Source organism: Clostridium sp. UBA5712 (assembly GCF_002419845.1).
In the GTDB taxonomy this organism is placed as follows: Bacteria; Bacillota; Clostridia; order Clostridiales; family Clostridiaceae; genus Clostridium_J; species Clostridium_J sulfidigenes.
In genome coordinates, this window is record NZ_DIGW01000012.1 from 17,364 (window position 1) to 37,135 (window position 19,772).

The following is a 19,772-nucleotide window of genomic DNA, read 5'->3' on the forward strand; positions in this document are numbered from 1 at the left end:
GGTAGTTATTATAGAAGTTTATATCTATAATTTATATAAAATGAAGAAGAAAAGGAGATATGATGAAAGAAGGAAAAGCATTAATAGAAACAGGATTCAACTTGGAAAATAGTTATGCTGGACTACCGAAAAAATTTTTTGAAATGCAAAGACCTAGTCATGTACCATCACCTAAACTAGTTATGCTAAATTATCCGCTAATAAAGTTTTTAGGATTGAATGCTGAAGGATTACAAAGCATTGATGGGGTAGATATACTTGCAGGAAATAAGATTCCAGAAGGAGCTATGCCTATTGCTCAGGCATATGCAGGACATCAATTCGGCCATTTCACCATGTTAGGTGATGGGAGAGCTGTTCTCATAGGTGAGCATATTACTCCCCTAGGTGAGAGAGTTGATATTCAGCTTAAGGGTTCAGGTAGAACTCCATATTCACGAGGAGGTGATGGAAAAGCATCACTAGGTCCAATGCTGAGGGAATATATCATAAGTGAAGCAATGAATGCACTAGGTATTCCTACTACTCGTAGTTTAGCTGTGGTTACAACTGGTGAGTCAATAATGAGAGAAACACAGTTATCTGGTGCAATTCTCACTCGTGTATCAGCTAGTCATATTCGTGTTGGTACATTTCAATACGCATCAAAATGGGGTACCGTTGAAGAACTTAGAGCTTTAGCTGATTATACTTTGCAAAGACATTTTCAAGAGGTAAAGGATAAAGAAAATCCATATCTTTTATTACTTCAGCAAGTAATTAGGAAGCAGGCTGAGCTTATTGCAAAATGGCAGTTAGTTGGGTTTATCCATGGTGTAATGAATACTGATAATGTAACAATTAGTGGAGAAACAATTGATTATGGGCCATGTGCTTTTATGGATGCCTATGATCCTTCTACTGTATTTAGTTCTATTGATATTCAGGGTAGATATGCTTATGGTAATCAACCTAATATTGGTGCATGGGATCTTGCCAGATTTGCGGAGACTCTGTTACCATTGTTACACACTAATGAGAATGAGGCATTAAGGCTAGCACAAAAAGAAGTTTCACATTTTGCTGATTTATATAAGAATAATTGGATTAGAGGAATGAGAGAAAAACTTGGAATTTTTAATGAAGAAGTTGCTGATGAAGCTTTAATTGAGGAACTTTTAAGTATTATGAAAAAGTATGGTGCAGATTATACCAACACCTTCCGTGTATTAACTAGTGGAAAGATAAAGGATAATGTACTCTTTGGCAAAGAGGAATTTGATAAATGGTATAAGCGATGGCAGGAGAGATTAACGAGACAAGAAGAATCAAAAATTTCCTCAAGGGAGCTTATGGAAAGAAGTAATCCAGCGGTAATTCCACGTAACCATAGGGTAGAAGAAGCACTAGAAGCTGCAGTAAATCAAGGAGATTATAGGGTCATGGAAAGGCTATTGGATGCTCTCTCAAAACCATATGATCACTCTAAAGAACTAGATTATTACACTACATTGCCAGAGACATCAACGTGTCCATACCGAACTTATTGTGGAACTTAATATAAAAATAGCTAGTAAAATTAATTTGGTTTTACTAGCTATTTTTATTGACTTTAACCCTAGACGAAAGTTTAGAATAGTATTATTAAGAGTATTATTAAGGGGATGAACACATGGGAAGTAAATATACTATAAGTGAAGTAAGTAAAATGTTTAATATAACTACTAATAAAATTAGATTTTATGAGAAAAAGGGTTTATTAAAGCCTATAAGAGAAGAAGAAAATGAGTATAGAAAATTTAATGAACAAGATATAATTAAATTACAATCTATATTGCTCTATAGGTCAATAGGATTAACTATTAATGACATTAGAAATATATTAGATAATAATGAAAAAGAAAATTGTTTAGCACATTTTAATAATCAATGGAAATTCGTTAATGATGAAATACATAGGCTTAATAGTATAAGAAAATCTTTAGAAGATGTGATAGACAAGCTTTATGGAGAAACAACAGGATATGAAATAGATAGTGAAGTACTAGATATAATAAATAGTAGTAATAAATTAAGTAGTATTAGAAATAACTGGAAAGATAAATGGGGCTTTAATCATTGGGCAAAAACATATGATAATGACGTTATTGAAGATAAAGGACAATTTAAAGTATATAAGAACTACAATTTAATATTGCAAAGTGTATATGATTTAGTAAATAATGTGAAGTTAAAAAATCCAATAATACTTGAAATAGGAGTAGGTACAGGTAATTTAGCAAGTAAGTTTTTAAATAACAATTGTGAGATAATTGGAATAGATCAGTCTAGGGAAATGCTATTAGTAGCAAAACAAAAATATCCAAATTTAAAAGTTAGATTAGGTGAATTTTTGAAGATACCATACGATAATAAGTACTTTGATATTATTATTTCAACATATGCATTTCATCATTTAAATGAAAGTGAAAAAGTCATAGCAATAGAAGAAATGATAAGAGTACTAAAAGATGATGGAATAATAGTTATTGGAGATTTAATGTTTAAAAGTAAGGATGATGAAAAAGGTATTTTTAATGAATTATCTAAGGAACAAGTAGAAGAAATAGAAGATGAGTATTATTCACATATTGATTTTTTAGAAAATGAATTTAAAAAATATAATAAAAATCTAGAGTATAGAAAAATAGATGAACTTAATTATATAATAAAAGTAGATTAGTATTTAAAAAAAGCATAGTAAAAGAGGGGGAACATATGAAGACAATAGAAGTAGTAGCAGCAGTAATAAAACATAATGATAGAATATTTATTACACGTAGAGGATACGGTGACTTTGTTGATATGTGGGAATTTCCTGGAGGTAAAATAGAAATTGGTGAATCAAAGGAAGAAGCACTTATTCGTGAGATAAAGGAAGAATTAGAATTAGATATAAAAATATCAGATTTTTTAACCACAGTAGAATATGATTATCCTAGTTTCCATCTTATTATGCATTGTTTTATTTGCCAAATTTCTGGTGGGAAATTAAATCTAAATGCCCATAATGATGCTAAGTGGATTACATTTGATGAATTAGATGGTGAAAAGTGGATTCCAGCGGATATTTTAGTTATTGATGCTCTAAATAATATGTAAGAAAAGGGACTTAGCAAATTAAATTACTTTGCTAAGTCCTTTTACATTATGAAGTAATGTATTCATAAATATCTTCTCTTACAGGTGTAATTAATTGATATTTAATTTCCACAGCTGTTTTATTAGTATTTTTCATAATGAATTGGACAGGTGTTCCTACAGCTTTAATTTTTCCAAGGAAGTAAAATTCTTTTGAAATTTTATCATCTTTATTTTTCCTCAGAAATAAGCTCATTTCAACACCAGTTTCTTCAGCTTTATAAGCTTGTACAATATCATCAGAAGTTATTGTTCTGCCTGACTTTGATATAGCAATTAACTGGGATGGAGATAGAAATCTATCTTCATAGTTAATAGTATCAGTAATATCTTCAGATTTCTCATAGTTGATAAATACGGGATATGTTTTAGTGGTTTTATCGAATTTATATCCACCAATATTAAGTGCAACTTCACCTTTCTCCCACTGAAGTAATCTACAAACATCCTCATAGGTATATTTTTGATATAACTGAAAACTAGTATTCATATAACTTTTACTGTAGAATTTCGTATATCTTTCCATTCCAAAATGGATTAACTCCTCAACCATATATTTAAAATCCCTATTTTCAAGATGATTCTTAAAGGATTTAGAAATTTTATAATCAGAATCTGATACTTCTAAAAAAACACATTTTTCATAAGTTTTTTTACCAGTGCCAGTGGGAAATTCATTTGTAAGAACATTAACCACATTAGTTTCAGTGGTAGCTTTAAAATCTATATTATAATCATCTTTTAGCTCTTTTTTCAGTCTATGGATTAGATTGGTTTCATGGTTAATAGCAAGCTTAAGCATAAGCAGTTCATGAATTCTTTTACCGGAAGCTAGCTTTTTAGAGATGAATTCAATAAATAATTCTTCAGACTTATTAAGTTCTATAGCATAGTCCTTCTCATATTTTTTTAAGAATTTATAGTATGAACCCAGGCTTTTATTATCAAATATTCTTAATGGGTCAATAGATTCATAAGTATCAAAATCTGTTAAACTTGGTATTCTACCAATCTTTTGCTTAAGATTATTATAACTTTCTTTAATTAGCTTAATATCATTAAAATTAGCTTTATCAATGGACTCAAATATTTTATTTTTAGATATTTCATCAAAATTAATAGTGGAACAACCAGGTATTATTCTTGTTCCTTCCATAACATATTTTCTAATGGAATCTTTATTAAAGGTTCTATCTCCAGATAAAGCAATGGGAATTAAAAAATTGCTGTTATAGTTTCCTATAAAGTCTATAATAACAACATATTCTTTAAAATTATGTTTTCTAAGACCTCTACCTAATTGTTGAACGAAAATTATAGCTGACTTAGTTGGCCTTAACATAACAACTTGATTAACAGCAGGTATATCTACACCTTCATTAAATATATCAACTGTGAAAATATAATCTAAAGAGTTATTTAATTCTTCTTGCTCTAAACGTTGAATTGCTGATTCTCTTTCATCCTGAGTATTTTCTCCAGTTAAGGCTACTGTTTTATAGCCGCGAGTATTAAATATATTTGATAGTTGAATGGCTTCTTTTTTATCACTACAGAATATTAACCCCTTTACTCTTTCACCACAATATCCATAAAAATCAATTTTATCGATGATATGATTAACTCTTTCTTCAGCTACTAAAGCTCTAAAGTCTGATTTTTCCTCTAACTCCACACCATTAACACTAATATCAGATACACCAAAATAATGGAATGGACAAAGTAAATCTTCTTCTAAGGCCTGTTGAAGACGTATTTCATAGGCAATGTTGTAGTTAAATATTTTAAAAATATCAAAGTTATCACTTCTTTCAGGGGTGGCTGTCATGCCAAGTAAGAATTTAGGATTAAAATATTCAACTATCTTTTGATAACTATTAGCTCCTGCCTTATGAACTTCATCGATGATAATATAATCAAATTCATCTTTGCTAAAACTTTGAAGCACCTCATCCTTTGATAGTGTTTGGACTGTACAAAAGATAAAGTCTTTATTAATTTCCTTTCGGCTTCCAGAGAGAATTCCCATGCTTCGAGTATCACCAAATACATTTTGAAAGCTATTTAGGCCTTGATTGGCTATTTGTTCTCTATGTACTATAAATAGAGCTTTTTTAGGATTATAATTTCTTAACTCAAAAGCAGATAGATAAGTTTTTCCAGTACCAGTAGCAGAAATTAAGAGAGCCTTATCTGCACCGTTTTCCCTGAGCTTATTTAATCCTTGAATAGCAGCTACCTGCATTTTATTTGGCTTAAGCTTATATTGTGCTAGCCTTGGAATGTTACTTTTTCTTGCGTATTCAATTTGCTTTTTATAAATATCTTCATAGGTTTCTATCCAATTTAAAGTTAAGTCATCAGCATCCTTCCAAAGCTCCTGAAATTCATCAATTACATTTTCAGTTAAGGAACCTGCCTCTAAAGAGGAAATTTTTAAATTCCATTCCTTATTTTTTGTTAATGCTGATTGAGTTAAATTCGAACTTCCTACAATTAATTTATAATGATCTTCATATTTAAATATATATCCTTTAGTATGAAAGTTTTCTTTGCTATATAACTTAATTTCAATATTTGAAAATTCAAGTAGCTTCCTTAATGCTTTAGGCTCACTGAAATTCAGATAATCTGTAGTTAAAATTTTACCTTTCACACCTTTTTTATTTAAGTATTTCAAGGTTTCTAGTAAGGGGGTTATGCCACTACTTGTAATAAAAGCAACGGATATAAAAAACTCTTTACATCTTGTTAATTCAGAGATTATTTCATTTAAAACTTTGCTACCTTTTAAATAGTCATTTACTATTAACTTTGGTGTTAAAGCTAAATTTGAATGGATTAAGCTATTTACTAAACCAGTTTCACTAGCTTTAATAATCTCATCTTTAATTATATTTTTATCATTTGTATCCATATCAATAGTCTTAAAGTTAATACTTACTGGTGTATTAAATATATCTGTTTTAGTTATAGTACTCATATTTACCTCACATTTAAATTATCATAGTTAAAGTGTAAATAATTTCATCAATTCTTATATTATAACATAATTATATGATATGGATTTTACTATATAATGATATAATGTATTTAAATAGAATTTATCATACTAAAGGTAAGGTGAACTGTGAATATTAAAGAATACTTGATATTGAAATAAAGTAAATTAAATAAATAATTTATAGGGAGATGGCATTGAAATGGGTACAGAGTTTAGTTTAGTTAACTATTTAAATGAAGGGGTAGAAAGCATTGTAAAGGGTGCAATGAAGGCTTCTTTTCAAAATCCCAAAGAGGCAAAGTTCATTATGAAATATATTTTAGAAAGCAAAAAAGCTGCTAAAAGAAGAAAAACCTTTGAAGAGAAAGGACAACATATTCCACCTTTCCTAATCTCAAGCATCACTAGTAGCTGTAATCTCTTTTGTAAAGGGTGTTATGCAAGAGCCAATAATACCTGTGGTGAAAAGTCAAATAAAGATCAAATGACAAGTTATCAATGGGAAGATATATTTAAACAGGGGAAAGAACTTGGAATTTCTTTTATATTACTAGCTGGTGGAGAACCTTTAATGAGAAAGGATGTTATAGAAAAAGCGTCTCAAATTAAAGAAATTATTTTTCCTATATTCACAAATGGGACTATCATTGATGAAGAATATATTAAGCTATTCGATGCTAATAGAAATCTTGTGCCTGTTATTAGTATTGAAGGTGATGAGAACAAAACTGATGCTAGACGTGGTAAAGGAACCTATGAACTTCTCATAAATAAAATAGATTCACTTAAATCTAAAGGAATATTATATGGAGCTTCTATAACTGTTACCACAGAAAATATCTATAATGTGGCTAGTAAAGAGTTTATAGCAGAATTATATAATAGAGGTTGCAAATTAGTAATTTTTGTAGAATATGTACCAGTAGTTGCTTCAACTAAAGATTTAGCACCAACTGATAAAGAAAGGAACTATCTTGAAAGTGAACAAGCTCGTCTTAGAGAAATTTATGAAGATATGATTTTTATTTCTTTTCCAGGAGATGAAAAACATTCAGGAGGATGTCTTGCTGCTGGAAGAGGTTTCTTTCATATTAACACAAGTGGAGGAGTAGAGCCATGTCCATTTTCACCTTTTTCAGATACAAATTTAAAAAATTCTAGCTTGTTAGATGCATTACAATCACCTTTATTTAGAAAATTAAGTGCAGCAGAAATGCTTCTTGGTGAACATAAGGGTGGATGTGTATTGTTTGAAAAAGAAGAAGAAGTAAAAAAGCTTTTGATATAAAACAAAAAAATATAAATTGTACTTAAGAGGTGTAATATATGGAGAATGTAGAACTAACAAATATGGTTATGATAATGGATAAATTAAATAATAAAGTTCTTGTTCAGAACCGCATTAAAGGAAATTGGACTGGAATAGCTTTTCCAGGGGGGCATGTAGAAAAGGGTGAGTCTATTGTAGATTCAGCCATCAGAGAAGTTAATGAGGAAACTGGCCTAGTAGTAAATAATTTAGAAATTTGCGGTGTTAAAGATTGGTATAGGGCAGAAGATAATAAAAGGTATATGGTTTTTCTTTTTAAAACTGATTCATACCAGGGAGATTTAATAGAGTATGGTGAAGAAGGTCATGTATTTTGGCATGATATAGATAAACTTAATTTATTAAATCTTGCCCATGGATTTGATAGGATGGTTAAAATAATATTAGAGGATAAACTTAATGAGTATTTTATTACAGAGAATCAACAAAAATCTCATTGGGAGCATATGCTAAAATAAAGATAAGTCAATTATAAGATTTAAGATTTTATGTTTAGCTTATTTTGAATGTTTCTGGATTATTGTGTGTAAAATATAAGCAATATAAGTATCTAAGTTCTTAGTAGGATTTCTGGGAATATGGGAATAAATTATTAATAGAACCTTATCTTAGAAATTTAACAAAGCTTTTTTGGTAAATTATACAAATGAAAAATGTTATGAATTTTATGGAGGTAAACTTGTGAAAAAAATAATTATTTTAGCAGAGAGCGGAGCAGATATTCCATTGGATTTAGCCACATTACATAATATTCAGGTTATCCCCATGCACGTGATAATGGGAGACTCATCTTATTTAGATGGTTCAATACCTGTAACAGAAGTCTATGATTATTATAAAAAAACTAAAAAAATACCATCAACTTCAGCAACAAATCCAGAAGAATTTCATCTTTTATTTAAAAAAATAAAAGATGAAAATCCGGGTTGTATTATTCTTCATATTGGATATACATCTAAAGCCTCTTGTGCTTACCAAAATGCACTTATTGCTTCAGAAGGAATGGAAGATATTTATCATGTTGATTCTTTAAATGTCACTGGTGGTCAAGGAGCAATTGTTTTAAGAGCAGCTGAAATCATAGAAAAACATCCAAATATAATGATAACTAATTTAATTGAAGAAATTCAGGATTACGTGGCAAGAGCCAGAGTATCTTTTATCCCTGGTGATCTTGCATATCTGAGAGCAGGAGGGCGTGTATCCAATGCTGCATACTTGGGAGGAACTTTACTACTAATAAAACCCCTCATTGAAATTGTAGATGGAAAGTTAATTTCAACACAAAAGTTTCGTGGGAAAATGGTTAGTGTTGCTGATAAGTATATGAAAGAATATATTAAGAGATACAATTTTGATAAAGAACAATTATATCTTATTTATTCTTTGGGTCTTGATGAATCTATAAAACATAACATGGAGGGAATTGCTAAAGAAGAGGGATTTAGAAAGATTATATGGATTCAAGCAGGATGTGTAATTACATCTCATAGTGGTCCAGGAGCTATTGGAATAGCAGGATTTGAAAAGGTTAGTTCTAAATAAAAGTAAGGCTCTATAAAATTANNTAATTTTATAGAGCCTTACTTTATTAGAGAAAGGTATCCACTACAATTATATTTGCTTGTTCATTATTATCCATAGGAATAATAGTACACTAGAAGCATTATGTTACTTAAGTTCTTTTTTATATAAGATTTAAGATTTTATTTTTAGTTATTATTTTGAGAATCTTTCTGGATTATTACCAATTTCATTACATAAAGATGTAATTACGTTGCATGTATTAGATAAGTTTTCTTTATTGATCTTATCAGCGGTATCTTTATCCGTATGGTAGTCAACAAATGGGCCATATTCAAAATATGCCACTGGTATACCAGCTGCTTCAAAAGCTACATGATCACTTCTGTTACTTTCATCTCTTCTATTATCGTATTGGAAGTTATTCATACAACTTACTGCTAAATCTGCAGTTAAAGAATCCTTAGAGCTATCCATTGTGTAAACACATAAGTTATCACCGATACCAACCATATCGGCATTTATCATTGCAATAGTATTTTGTAAATCATCACTATTTAAAGATTGAACATAATAATTTGAACCCACTAAACCTATTTCTTCAGCACCAAATGCAATAAATTTAATATTACAATCAAGGTTTTTCTTGGATAAAATCCTTGCCGACTCCATTACAGTAGAAATACCTGAAGCATTGTCATTTGCAGCTGGGGTATCTACTCCATCATAGTGAGCTCCAACTATTAAGGTTTTAGCATCTTTCTTTTTAGATTTTAAGGTTGCAATAATATTTTTAGATTTACTATCTAGACACTGACTATCAACCTTTAGTGTGGCTTTAAGGCCTTTTTTTGAGGTTATTATGGTTGAATTAAGATATTCTGCATCAGCTTTAGATATTGTAACAGCTGGTATTTTTGTAGGTTCAACTAGGGTAGCAGATAGAGGTTCTTCGCTATTAGGATCAAAAAATATAACACCTACAGCACCCATTGCAGTAGCTCTTTCAGTTTTATTTTTAAATGTATCACCACTACGTTGAATAATAACAAGTTTATCTTTTACTTTAGCTTTTTCCAAATCAGCTTGTGTTCCCATATATCCATTAACGACTTCTGAAGTTAAGCCTTCCTTTGGAGTCTCTTTACTAAAGGTTAAAGCCTTAGATTCAACAACTTTACTTTCAGGTATATCTATTTTTACTTCTACATCATTACATTTAAATGCGGTTACAGGAAACTCTTGTTCATCAACACTAAGTCCCATGTCTTTAAACTCTTTAGAAATATATGATGCTGCATCCTTTTCTCCATCAAACCCGGTTATTCTAGCATCATCCTTTGCTGAAAGTTTCTCTATAGTGCTATATATCCTATCTTCAGAAATATCCTTTGAAAAATCTTTGAATTTTATGCTAGTTATATCACTTAAGCTAGAGGATTTGTCTTTAACACTATTACAACCCACAAGTGATGTTATAACAATTAAAGAGCAACATATACATATTATTTTTTTGGTGCCTTTCAAAATTAATCCCTCCCCAAAATTATTAGTAAGTATAACCTTTGTTTTAATCTTAAAATAGATAAAATTTTATACTCCTTTCATTTATAACTAAATAGTATTTGTAATGTAGTTAGTACAATTCAATATATGCTATTTGTAAATTATATGAATATATTAACACTTAATTACATTTAATTCTAGTAATAAATTAAGCACACTAACACTTTTTATGAACTTTATCTATTAAAGATTTTAATAGATAAAGTTTATCCTAAATATTAGAAATAATGTTATAATGTTAGTACGATTATTAACAAAAATAAAAATAAATTATTATGAAGTGGTGGAACAAATGAAAGAGTTATCAGACTTATTTAAACCCATAACTAATAATATAATAAATAAATCAGATACTTATAGAGAAGTTGAGCCATGTGATACTTTAAAGCCATATATAAGATGCTTTTGGGGAAGTCCAGTGCCTTATAGAAATAAGGAAATAACTAAAGATGGGGATAGAAACAATATTGTGATTCCAGATTGTTGTATGGATATAATTTTTGATATAGATTATAGTAATAATAAAGTGAATAACCTATTTTGTAGTATAAATGATTATCCTTTTTATACAGAAGAGGTTAAAACCTCGGCGTTGATTTCTACCTTTGGTATCCGATTTAATTTTTGGGCTGTGCATTTATTTACAGATAATCAATTGCCTAAAAAGTGTAATGAGTTTGCAATTGTAGACCAATATTTTATGGGTTTAAGAAAAGAAATTGAAGATATAGTTATATATTATCCTAAGATTGAAGAAAGAATATATTACATAGAAAAGTTATTGCTAAGAAGATTATTCAATAAGAATTTTAGAAATAAAAATTTATTAAATGGAGTATATTATATTTTGAAATCTAAAGGGGTAACTACAATATCAGAGATTAGTAATTATATTTCTGTTAGTTCTAGACAGTTGGAGCGTATCTTTGGAGAATATATTGGAATAACTCCTAAGAAGTGCTGCAGTTTAGTTAGATATCAAAATATATGGAAAGACATAGCTTTTAAGAGAGATTTTAATCTTAGTAATATTACTTATAGTTATGGTTATTGTGATCAAGCTCATATGATAAATGACTTTAAAAAATACCATGGAAACACTCCTATGAAAGCTATAAACGAGTTAATTAAATAGAATGTCGCATTTTTACAATACTAAAGGTGTTTAATGTATTAACATTAAGTTATGAAATAAAGTTTGTGAGGTGTACTATGGAAAAGTTAAAGATGAGCCAATTTAAAAATATAGAGGAGCATATATTTAGTAATGGTAGAGATATTGAAAAAGTAAAATGGAATTATACTTTTAATAAGGGTAGTAAAGAGGATATAGTATCAGAACTAATAAAATATCAAAATGAGGATGGTGGTTTTGGAAAGGGATTAGAAGCTGATATGTTATTACCATCATCAACAAGTATAGCATCTACTGAGGCCATTTTTATTGCATATGATTATGACCTTAATTGTGAGGAGCCTTGGTTTGGAAATTTATTAAATTATTTTGAAAAAACCATTGAAGATACGCCATCATTCTGGGAGAAGGTTCCAAAGGAAGTTGAAAACTTTCCCCATGCACCATGGTGGATATATGCTCCAGATACAAAATTTACTCCTAACCCTTGTGCTGCTGTTGCCTCAGCTTTTATCAAGTATGGTAATGCTGTTCAAAAGGAGATAGGTAATAAAATTGCAGCTAGATGTATAGAGTTTTTAAATAGTAATGAAGAGTGTTCTGACCATGATTGCTATTGCCTACAAAGACTATTTATAGTTTTAAAAGAACTAAATTCAAATTTGATTAGTGATGTAACTATAAGGTCTATGGAAAGAAGAATATTAGACTGTCTTTGTATAGATGAGGCTAAATGGATGGAATATGTATCACAACCTTTAGATTTAGTAACTTCACCTGAGTCACAATGGTATAAATTAGTTGAAGCCTTTATAGAAAAGAACTTTTCTTTTTGGATTAATACATTGAAGGAAGAAGGTTTTTGGCAACCTAATTTTTCTTGGGGAGTAGATAGTGAAGTAGCTAGAAATGTTACTAAAATTTGGACTTGCTACATAGCTGTGAAAAGAGCCAGGATTTTCAAAGCTTTTGGGCTAATAAATTTATATTGATTTTAAATTAATATGTAAATAAGTTTTAAATTAATGGTGGTGTCTCGCCTCCACCATAAAACCCACGACAATACGGCAATGTATTGTGGTGGGTTATTTCATGTACAGGATATATGCTTAGGTTTGCTATGCATTGGAAGTTATTTCTAATAAATTGTAGAGTGAAGTAGTATTAATAAACTTATATTTTTATGATAATATTATTACAAGCTTATTAAAGATAAAATTAATGAAGGAAACTTAAGAGGAGATAAAAATGATATATCGCGAAAATATTAAAAATTCAAGAAGAATAATTATAAAAATTGGTACTTCAACCTTAACCTATGACAATGGAAATATAAACTTAAGAAGAATTGAAAAAATAGCCATGTCAATATCTGATTTAATAAATAGTGGGAAAGAAATAATCCTTGTAACATCTGGATCTATAGGTGTTGGAGTAAGTAAAATGAACTTAAAGGAAAGGCCAAAAACTATTAGAGAAAAGCAGGCAGCTGCATCTGTGGGACAAGTAGCACTTATGAATATTTATAGCAAACTATTTGGAGAATATGGCTATTCAGTAGGTCAAATACTTTTAACAAGAGACATTATAGAATGTGAAAGAAGTAGAAATAATGTTGCAAATACTTTTGAAACCTTGCTAGAAAGCGGAATAATTCCAATAGTAAATGAAAATGATAGTGTATCTATAGATGAAATTGAAAATATATCTAGATTTGGAGATAATGACAATCTAGCAGCAATAGTTTCTACTATTGTGGATGCAAATCTTTTAATAATACTATCAGATATTGATGGTTTCTATGACTCTAATCCAAGAACAAATAAGGATGCAAAGCTTATAAAAGAAGTGAAATATATAACGGAAGAAGTACTAAATTTTGCAGAAGGTGCAGGAAGTAATTTAGGCACAGGTGGCATGGAAACTAAAATACATGCAGCAAAGATTGTAACTGATAATGGTACAAATATGATATTAGCAAATGGAAAAGACCCAAGTAAACTTATTGATATATTAAATGGAGACGATGTAGGAACTTTATTTCTGGGAAAAGAAAGATAAACAAAATATGAAGGGAGTAATTTTAGATGCAAGAGTTAATTTTAAAAGGTAAAAAAGTAAAAGAAGCTGCGTACATATTATCAAATATTTCATCAAATGAAAAAAACAAAGCTTTAAATGAAATGGCAAAAGCATTATTAGAGAATGCTAGTGAAATAATAGCAGCAAATAAAATTGATATAGAAAATGCAAAAAATAAGGAAACATCAGAAGCAATAGTAGATAGATTGCTTTTAAATGAAGACAGAATCAAAGGGATGAGTGGAGGTTTAACACAAGTAGCAGGACTAGAAGACCCTGTAGGTGAAGTAAGTTCAATAGTAACTAGACCAAATGGACTACAAATAGGGAAAAAAAGGGTACCTCTAGGAGTAATAGGAATAATATATGAGGCAAGACCAAATGTTACTTGTGATGCAGTAGGGCTATGTTTAAAATCAGGTAATACGACAATACTAAGAGGTGGAAGTGAAGCTATAAACTCCAACAAAAAAATAGTACAGATATTAAAAAAAGCCTTAGAAGAAACTAAGTTACCAGTAGATTGTATTCAATTAATAGAAGATACAAGTAGAGAAACTGTTAAAAATATGATGAAGTTAAATGAATATATAGATGTGCTAATACCAAGAGGAGGCGCTGGACTAATAAAATCAGTAGTAGAAAATGCTACAGTACCAGTAATAGAAACTGGAACAGGGAACTGTCATGTTTATGTTGATAAAAATAGTGACTTAGAAATGGCAAAACAAATAGTTATAAATGCAAAAACTACTAGACCAGCAGTTTGTAATTCTGAGGAAAAATTACTTGTTCATGAAGAAATAGCAAAAGAATTTATTCCAGTAATAGTTGATGAATTAAGACAAAGAAAAGTAGAAGTTAGAGGAGACAAAAAATCTATAGAAATAGTAAATGACATAATACTAGCAAATGAAGAAGACTATTATAAAGAATATTTAGATTATATAATTTGTATAAAGGTAGTAAAAGATATAGATGAAGCTATAACTCATATAAATAAATATGGCTCAGGACACTCTGAAGCTATAGTAACAAATGATTATCAAAATGCTCAAAAATTTCATCAACAAGTAGATGCAGCAGCAGTTTATGTGAATGCTTCTACTAGATTTACTGATGGAGAGGAATTCGGATTTGGAGCAGAAATAGGTATAAGCACTCAAAAGCTACATGCAAGAGGTCCCATGGGACTTAAAGAGCTTACCACTAATAAGTATATAATATTTGGAAATGGTCAAATAAGATAATAACTAAGGAGTTACTCAAAATGATTAAAGGTATTTTGAGTAACTTCTTTTGTCATCTTTATTTTGTTTAGTAAGGACTCAGAAGATAATCTGAATATATTTTTATATAGATTCAAATAATATAAAATATATTATTTAGAATAGAAAAGGTGTAGAAGGTAGCAATTCCATATATTGCTTACTTTATACTATTAAAAAATTTATTTACGATATACAAATAGCAATTTACTTACTTTGAGTAAGAGGAGTGATAACATGAACAATGATTTAAGGATAAATATCTTTTTAGATGAAACCAATACTCCATTTGCACCATATTTTAGCTCGGATGATTTACACCTAAGCTCTGATTTGGAAGAGTTTATTTTATCAAAGCTACTGAATTGCAGAAGAAGAGAAGTTGATATATTTATTAAAGGTGAAAATAATTATGATGATAAGTCGTTGAAGACAGCTATAGTAAATACCTTTTCAAACCGAGTGGAAGAAAATGAATATATCTATGGTAGAAATAATATGAAGGCTATTGTTTTGTACGCCTTCGGCATCATTATTGGGTTGATAGGCTTGAGTCTTTCAAGCAGATATGCTTATTTCGCAGGTATATTAAGTATAGTGTGTTGGGTATTTATCTGGTCAGGCACAGAAGTTTATTTTTTTGAAAACCGACAAATAAAATCAGATATAAGGAAGTACCAGAATATTATTAATGCAAATGTGAATAAAAAATACACATAATGAATGGCCAATTCTACATAGAGTAAATATATTAATAAGGGCATTGAATAACATAAAAGATTATATGGTGGATTATAAATACTACATTTCATCTCCACCATTAAAATGGGGCTGTCTCACAAATTTTTTAGAGCGACAGCCCCATTTTTTATCCACGATATATTAAATAAATATTTAGCTAATATCAGGAAGAAGGTTTATCTAGTTAACTTTTTTATTATATCTTCTAGATTTGGATACATATTTAAAAGGTCTCTTCTCTCAAATAATTCAAAATCATCAAAAGTAAAGGCAGGGGCTACCATACATCCAACTAAAGCAAATCCATCATTATTCATAGAAGAACCAAATATATATCCCTTAGGAACTAAAACTTGTGGAACCTCTCCTTTTTCTATATCTAATCCTAATTGCTTAGTTATAAGCTCACCCTCTGGTGTGATCATATATATAGTCAGAGGTTGCCCGTCGTGGTAATACCACATTTCATCAGAAGTTAATCTGTGAAAATGAGACACCTCTCCTGTTTCAAGCAAGAAATATATGCTACTAAATAACTTTTTATCTTCTCTAAAGAAATCTTCTGATAATACTGATTGTTTGAAGTATCCCCCTTCCACATGTGGTGTCATGCCTAATTTTTCTATATAATATTGTGCTGATTTCATGCTGTACCTCCTAAGTATAATAAATCTATTATATCAAAAACTTAATGATTTGTTGTAGTAATATAAATTAATGACGGCATTACTGATAGAATTCCTTAGTGTATAATCAATTTAGAAAAATGTAAGAATTCATTAAGAATTTGAAATAAATATATTAAAAATTAATTAGTAATATAAAAGTATGGAGGGATGATGATGTGGAAAAAGAAAATTAAACAAAAAAAATTACAATTAATTTTAATAGCAATTATTTTAATGGTATCTTCATCTATATTTGCACTATCTATGAGCTTTACAAGTACAGTTTCAAAATATACTAATGATTATTATGAAGGAGAAAATATAAAGGATATTGTAGTTCAGACATATAATGAGGATGTTATTTCAAAAGTTGAAAGTTTTATTATGGAAGAAGAAACTAATGAAAAGGATATTAGAAAAACAAAGGGGTTAACGGTAGATAGACAAGTATTTTTAGGGGATGAAAACCTTGATTTGGGAATGGCAAATTTAATAATTTATGAGAGTATGAAAGCTCATCCATGGGATGTAGTTATAACAGAAGGAGAAAAAGTAACGACTCCAAGTAAAGGTACTATTTGGGTCTCAAATCTTTTAGCTGATTCTAAGAATTTAAAAATAGGAGATAAGTTAAAGATAAAAGATGGTGATGAATATAAATATTTAACTATATCAGCTTTAGTAAACGATTCAGTAGTTCCGAGTTCTGTTGTGGGCTATAATAATTTATATATAGGTAGTAATGATTATGATGACTTTAATGAACCTATTAAATCTGAATATATTGGTTATGATTCATCTAAAGAAGGAAACGATGCAACATCTGAATTAATTTCTTATATAGGTGATTCAATTGATGGAGTTATATATGATAAGTGGATTACAATATTTGCAGCAAATGCTGGAAGTCAAATTACAAGTGCAGTGGGGTTAAGTACAGCTATATTAATATTCATTGTATCTATTGTAATAATAAGATTTGTACTATGGAACAACATTTTAAAGGAGTATAAATCTATAGGTGTATATAAATCATTAGGATTTACCTCAAAGCAGATACGTAATATATATTTAAAAAGCTTTGGAATAGTAGGAGTCATTGCAATAACCGCTGGAAGTTTCTTTAGTATTTGGTTTATAAATTATTTAGTAAAGATATCTATTAAATATATTGGAATATATGAAGGTGGTATAAATAATTTTAGCTTTATAGTTTTAACAATAATATTAATGAGTTTTGTTTTAATATCTAATATTTATCTTTTACTTAGAAGAATAAATAAAATAAAGCCTGTTGAGGCATTTAGAATAGGAGTTACTTCATCTAAAGAGAAATTTAGGAAGTCAATTATTAGAGATGCTTCATCACCAATGTCCATGGCTATAAATGATATTTTTAAATATAAAAAGCAAAATATAATTATAGTAACAGTTTTATCCCTTGTAATATATCTTTCAGTATTTTTAGTTAGTGTAAATTACTCAATGATTAATATGAAAGATAATGCATGGAATATGTTTGGATTACTTCAGGGAGATGTTACCTTAGATTTTCCAAGTGGAGAGGCGTCATATGATAAGGCTTTAGAAGAAATTAAGAGTGACCCGAGAGTCTTAGGCGTAAGAGCGTGCTCATTTGATGTAGGAAAGGTCGCTTATTTAGATGTATCAAGATACAATATAAAAAATGCTCAAGTTATTACTTATTTATATGATAACTATGACAATAACAATGGGTTTAATGTATCTATTAAAGAGGGAAGAAATCCTAAAAATAAAAATGAAATTGCATTGTCAGAACAAATTCTAAAAGATGCAAGTTTAGATATTGGAGATTATATTGATATAAAAATATTAGGTGAAGAGAGATCATTGCTCATCACTGGTAAATATATCGGCATGATGTCAAATAACTACAATATGAGAATGACTTTAGATGTAGTGCCTAAGGAAATTAGAAATAACCTTAATAACTTAAACATCAATATTACTTTAAAAGATAAAAATGATTATGAAGAGTTTAAAGAAGAATATAAACAAAAATATGAAGTATGTTCTATAGATACATGTCCAAGTTTGATTGCAACAGCAAGTAAGTCAGTTATTGAGATAGTTATACCAGTTACTACAATTATTCTTTTAGGAATATTACTATTCAGTATATTAAATATAGTAAATCTTATAATTATGAACAATACCGATAATAGAAGAAATAATGCTATTATAAAATCGCTAGGATTTTCAAATATTTATATTTTAAAGAGAACTTTATATAGAATTATGCTACTTATAGGTATTTCATCTTTGGTTGGATTTATTTTAAATGCTACTATATCTAAAAATTTATTTAAGCTTGCAATGATGGGAATAGATGGGTTGATGATTCCAAATGGTGAAGTTATAAGCACAATAGTATTTATTGGAATATTAACCATTGGCTCATCAATAATATCAATGTTTAGTATAAGAAAAATATCTACAGTGGAACTTATTGAAGAGTAGGGGGAGAAGAGATGGGAAGTATTATTAAAGCAAGTGGATTATGTAAATCATTTATTTTAGGAAAAACATCAAACAATGTATTAAAAAATATTAATTTAGATATATATGAAAGTGATTTTACTGTAATAATGGGTAGTTCAGGTTCTGGAAAATCTACATTGTTATACTCTATTAGTACTATGGATAGCCCAAGTGCAGGTAGCGTTGAGCTTTTAGGAAAAGATATAACAAATATAGGTGAAAAAGAAGCTACAAGTATTAGAAATAAATATATATCCTTTGTTTTTCAAAGTATAAATTTACTTTATGATTTAACTATAAGAGAAAATATAACTTATTGTGGTTATCTAAACAATAAAGATAAGAAGAGCGTAAATAAAAAAACAGATGAATTATTGAATAGATTAGAGCTGAAAGATATTGAGAATAAATATCCTTCAGAAATATCAGGAGGACAACAGCAAAGAGTTGCAATTGCTAGAGCATTAATTAACAATCCTAAGATAATTTTTGGAGATGAGCCAACAGGAGCACTTAATTCTTCAACGGGAGCCAGGGTATTGGATATTCTTACAGAATTAAATGAAGAGGGACAATCCATAGTAATGGTAACCCATGATTTAAAAGCAGCCTCAAGAGCAAGTAGATTGATTTATTTAAAGGATGGAAGAATTGATGGTGATTTGTCTCTTGGAAGATATAATGAAAAAGATTCAGATAGTAGAGAAAAAAAGATATTTGAATTTATAAAAAGTAGGGGCTGGTAAAATAATGATATAATGGAAGTGGGGGT

General features: G+C 29.2%; 16 protein-coding genes. 13 read left to right on the forward strand and 3 right to left on the reverse strand.

The genetic code is table 11. The features are described 5' to 3' along the window. Positions 1 to 62 precede the first annotated feature (62 nt). The 3 genes from B3B03_RS09900 (at position 63) to B3B03_RS09910 (ending at position 3,120) form a co-directional block, all read left to right on the forward strand. The gene (locus B3B03_RS09900; protein WP_346877209.1) at positions 63 to 1,538 is read left to right on the forward strand and encodes a protein adenylyltransferase SelO; all 1,476 of its coding nucleotides are present in this window, start codon (positions 63 to 65) and stop codon (positions 1,536 to 1,538) included. A 113-nt stretch (positions 1,539 to 1,651) separates the two neighbouring features. Next, entirely contained in the window at positions 1,652 to 2,701 is a 1,050-nt protein-coding gene (locus B3B03_RS09905) for a MerR family transcriptional regulator (protein ID WP_346877210.1), read from the forward strand. 35 nt (positions 2,702 to 2,736) lie between these two features. Continuing rightward, positions 2,737 to 3,120, forward strand: coding sequence for a (deoxy)nucleoside triphosphate pyrophosphohydrolase (locus B3B03_RS09910; RefSeq protein ID WP_346847257.1), 384 nt, complete (start codon positions 2,737 to 2,739; stop codon positions 3,118 to 3,120). A 46-nt stretch (positions 3,121 to 3,166) separates the two neighbouring features. On the opposite strand, the gene B3B03_RS09915 is transcribed toward B3B03_RS09910, so the two are convergent. Next, complete coding sequence (locus B3B03_RS09915; RefSeq protein WP_414632755.1) at positions 3,167 to 6,076, reverse strand: DUF3427 domain-containing protein; 2,910 nt, start codon at positions 6,074 to 6,076, stop codon at positions 3,167 to 3,169. 286 nt (positions 6,077 to 6,362) lie between these two features. Between B3B03_RS09915 and B3B03_RS09920 the strand changes: the two genes are divergently transcribed. The 3 genes from B3B03_RS09920 (at position 6,363) to B3B03_RS09930 (ending at position 9,038) form a co-directional block, all read left to right on the forward strand. Continuing rightward, entirely contained in the window at positions 6,363 to 7,451 is a 1,089-nt protein-coding gene (locus B3B03_RS09920) for a radical SAM protein (protein WP_346847259.1), read from the forward strand. Between the two features lie 38 nt (positions 7,452 to 7,489). After that, a complete protein-coding gene (locus B3B03_RS09925) occupies positions 7,490 to 7,951 on the forward strand; it encodes an 8-oxo-dGTP diphosphatase (RefSeq protein ID WP_346847260.1) in 462 nt (153 codons plus the stop codon). Between the two features lie 223 nt (positions 7,952 to 8,174). Further along, a complete protein-coding gene (locus tag B3B03_RS09930; protein WP_346877212.1) occupies positions 8,175 to 9,038 on the forward strand; it encodes a DegV family protein in 864 nt (287 codons plus the stop codon). Positions 9,039 to 9,212: 174 nt separating this feature from the next. Here the strand turns inward: B3B03_RS09930 and B3B03_RS09935 are convergent, their stop codons facing one another. Next, positions 9,213 to 10,544 (reverse strand): DUF4910 domain-containing protein, encoded by a 1,332-nt coding sequence (locus B3B03_RS09935; RefSeq protein ID WP_346877213.1) that lies wholly within the window; start codon positions 10,542 to 10,544, stop codon positions 9,213 to 9,215. Between the two features lie 331 nt (positions 10,545 to 10,875). Between B3B03_RS09935 and B3B03_RS09940 the strand changes: the two genes are divergently transcribed. The 5 genes from B3B03_RS09940 to B3B03_RS09960 all read left to right on the forward strand — a co-directional run bounded on the left by B3B03_RS09940 (position 10,876) and on the right by B3B03_RS09960 (position 15,788). Further along, a complete protein-coding gene (locus B3B03_RS09940; RefSeq protein WP_346847263.1) occupies positions 10,876 to 11,718 on the forward strand; it encodes a helix-turn-helix domain-containing protein in 843 nt (280 codons plus the stop codon). Between the two features lie 77 nt (positions 11,719 to 11,795). Next, on the forward strand, positions 11,796 to 12,710 hold the full coding sequence (locus B3B03_RS09945) for a hypothetical protein (protein WP_346847264.1): 915 nt from the start codon (positions 11,796 to 11,798) through the stop codon (positions 12,708 to 12,710). A 256-nt stretch (positions 12,711 to 12,966) separates the two neighbouring features. Beyond that, positions 12,967 to 13,779, forward strand: a complete 813-nt coding sequence (gene proB / locus B3B03_RS09950; RefSeq protein ID WP_346847265.1) for a glutamate 5-kinase — start codon at positions 12,967 to 12,969, stop codon at positions 13,777 to 13,779. Between the two features lie 26 nt (positions 13,780 to 13,805). Continuing rightward, a complete protein-coding gene (locus B3B03_RS09955; RefSeq protein WP_346847266.1) occupies positions 13,806 to 15,050 on the forward strand; it encodes a glutamate-5-semialdehyde dehydrogenase in 1,245 nt (414 codons plus the stop codon). Positions 15,051 to 15,305: 255 nt separating this feature from the next. Then, entirely contained in the window at positions 15,306 to 15,788 is a 483-nt protein-coding gene (locus B3B03_RS09960; protein ID WP_346877214.1) for a hypothetical protein, read from the forward strand. Between the two features lie 197 nt (positions 15,789 to 15,985). Here the strand turns inward: B3B03_RS09960 and B3B03_RS09965 are convergent, their stop codons facing one another. Beyond that, positions 15,986 to 16,456 carry a cupin domain-containing protein gene (locus B3B03_RS09965; RefSeq protein WP_346847268.1) on the reverse strand — a complete coding sequence of 157 codons (471 nt, stop codon included), beginning with the start codon at positions 16,454 to 16,456 and terminating at the stop codon, positions 15,986 to 15,988. A 195-nt stretch (positions 16,457 to 16,651) separates the two neighbouring features. On the opposite strand from B3B03_RS09965, the gene B3B03_RS09970 reads away from it, so the two are divergent. Together B3B03_RS09970 and B3B03_RS09975 are read left to right on the forward strand one after the other, a co-directional pair. Next, complete coding sequence (locus B3B03_RS09970) at positions 16,652 to 18,979, forward strand: ABC transporter permease (RefSeq protein ID WP_346877215.1); 2,328 nt, start codon at positions 16,652 to 16,654, stop codon at positions 18,977 to 18,979. An 11-nt stretch (positions 18,980 to 18,990) separates the two neighbouring features. Then, entirely contained in the window at positions 18,991 to 19,746 is a 756-nt protein-coding gene (locus B3B03_RS09975; protein WP_346847270.1) for an ABC transporter ATP-binding protein, read from the forward strand. The last annotated feature ends 26 nt before the right edge of the window (positions 19,747 to 19,772 follow it).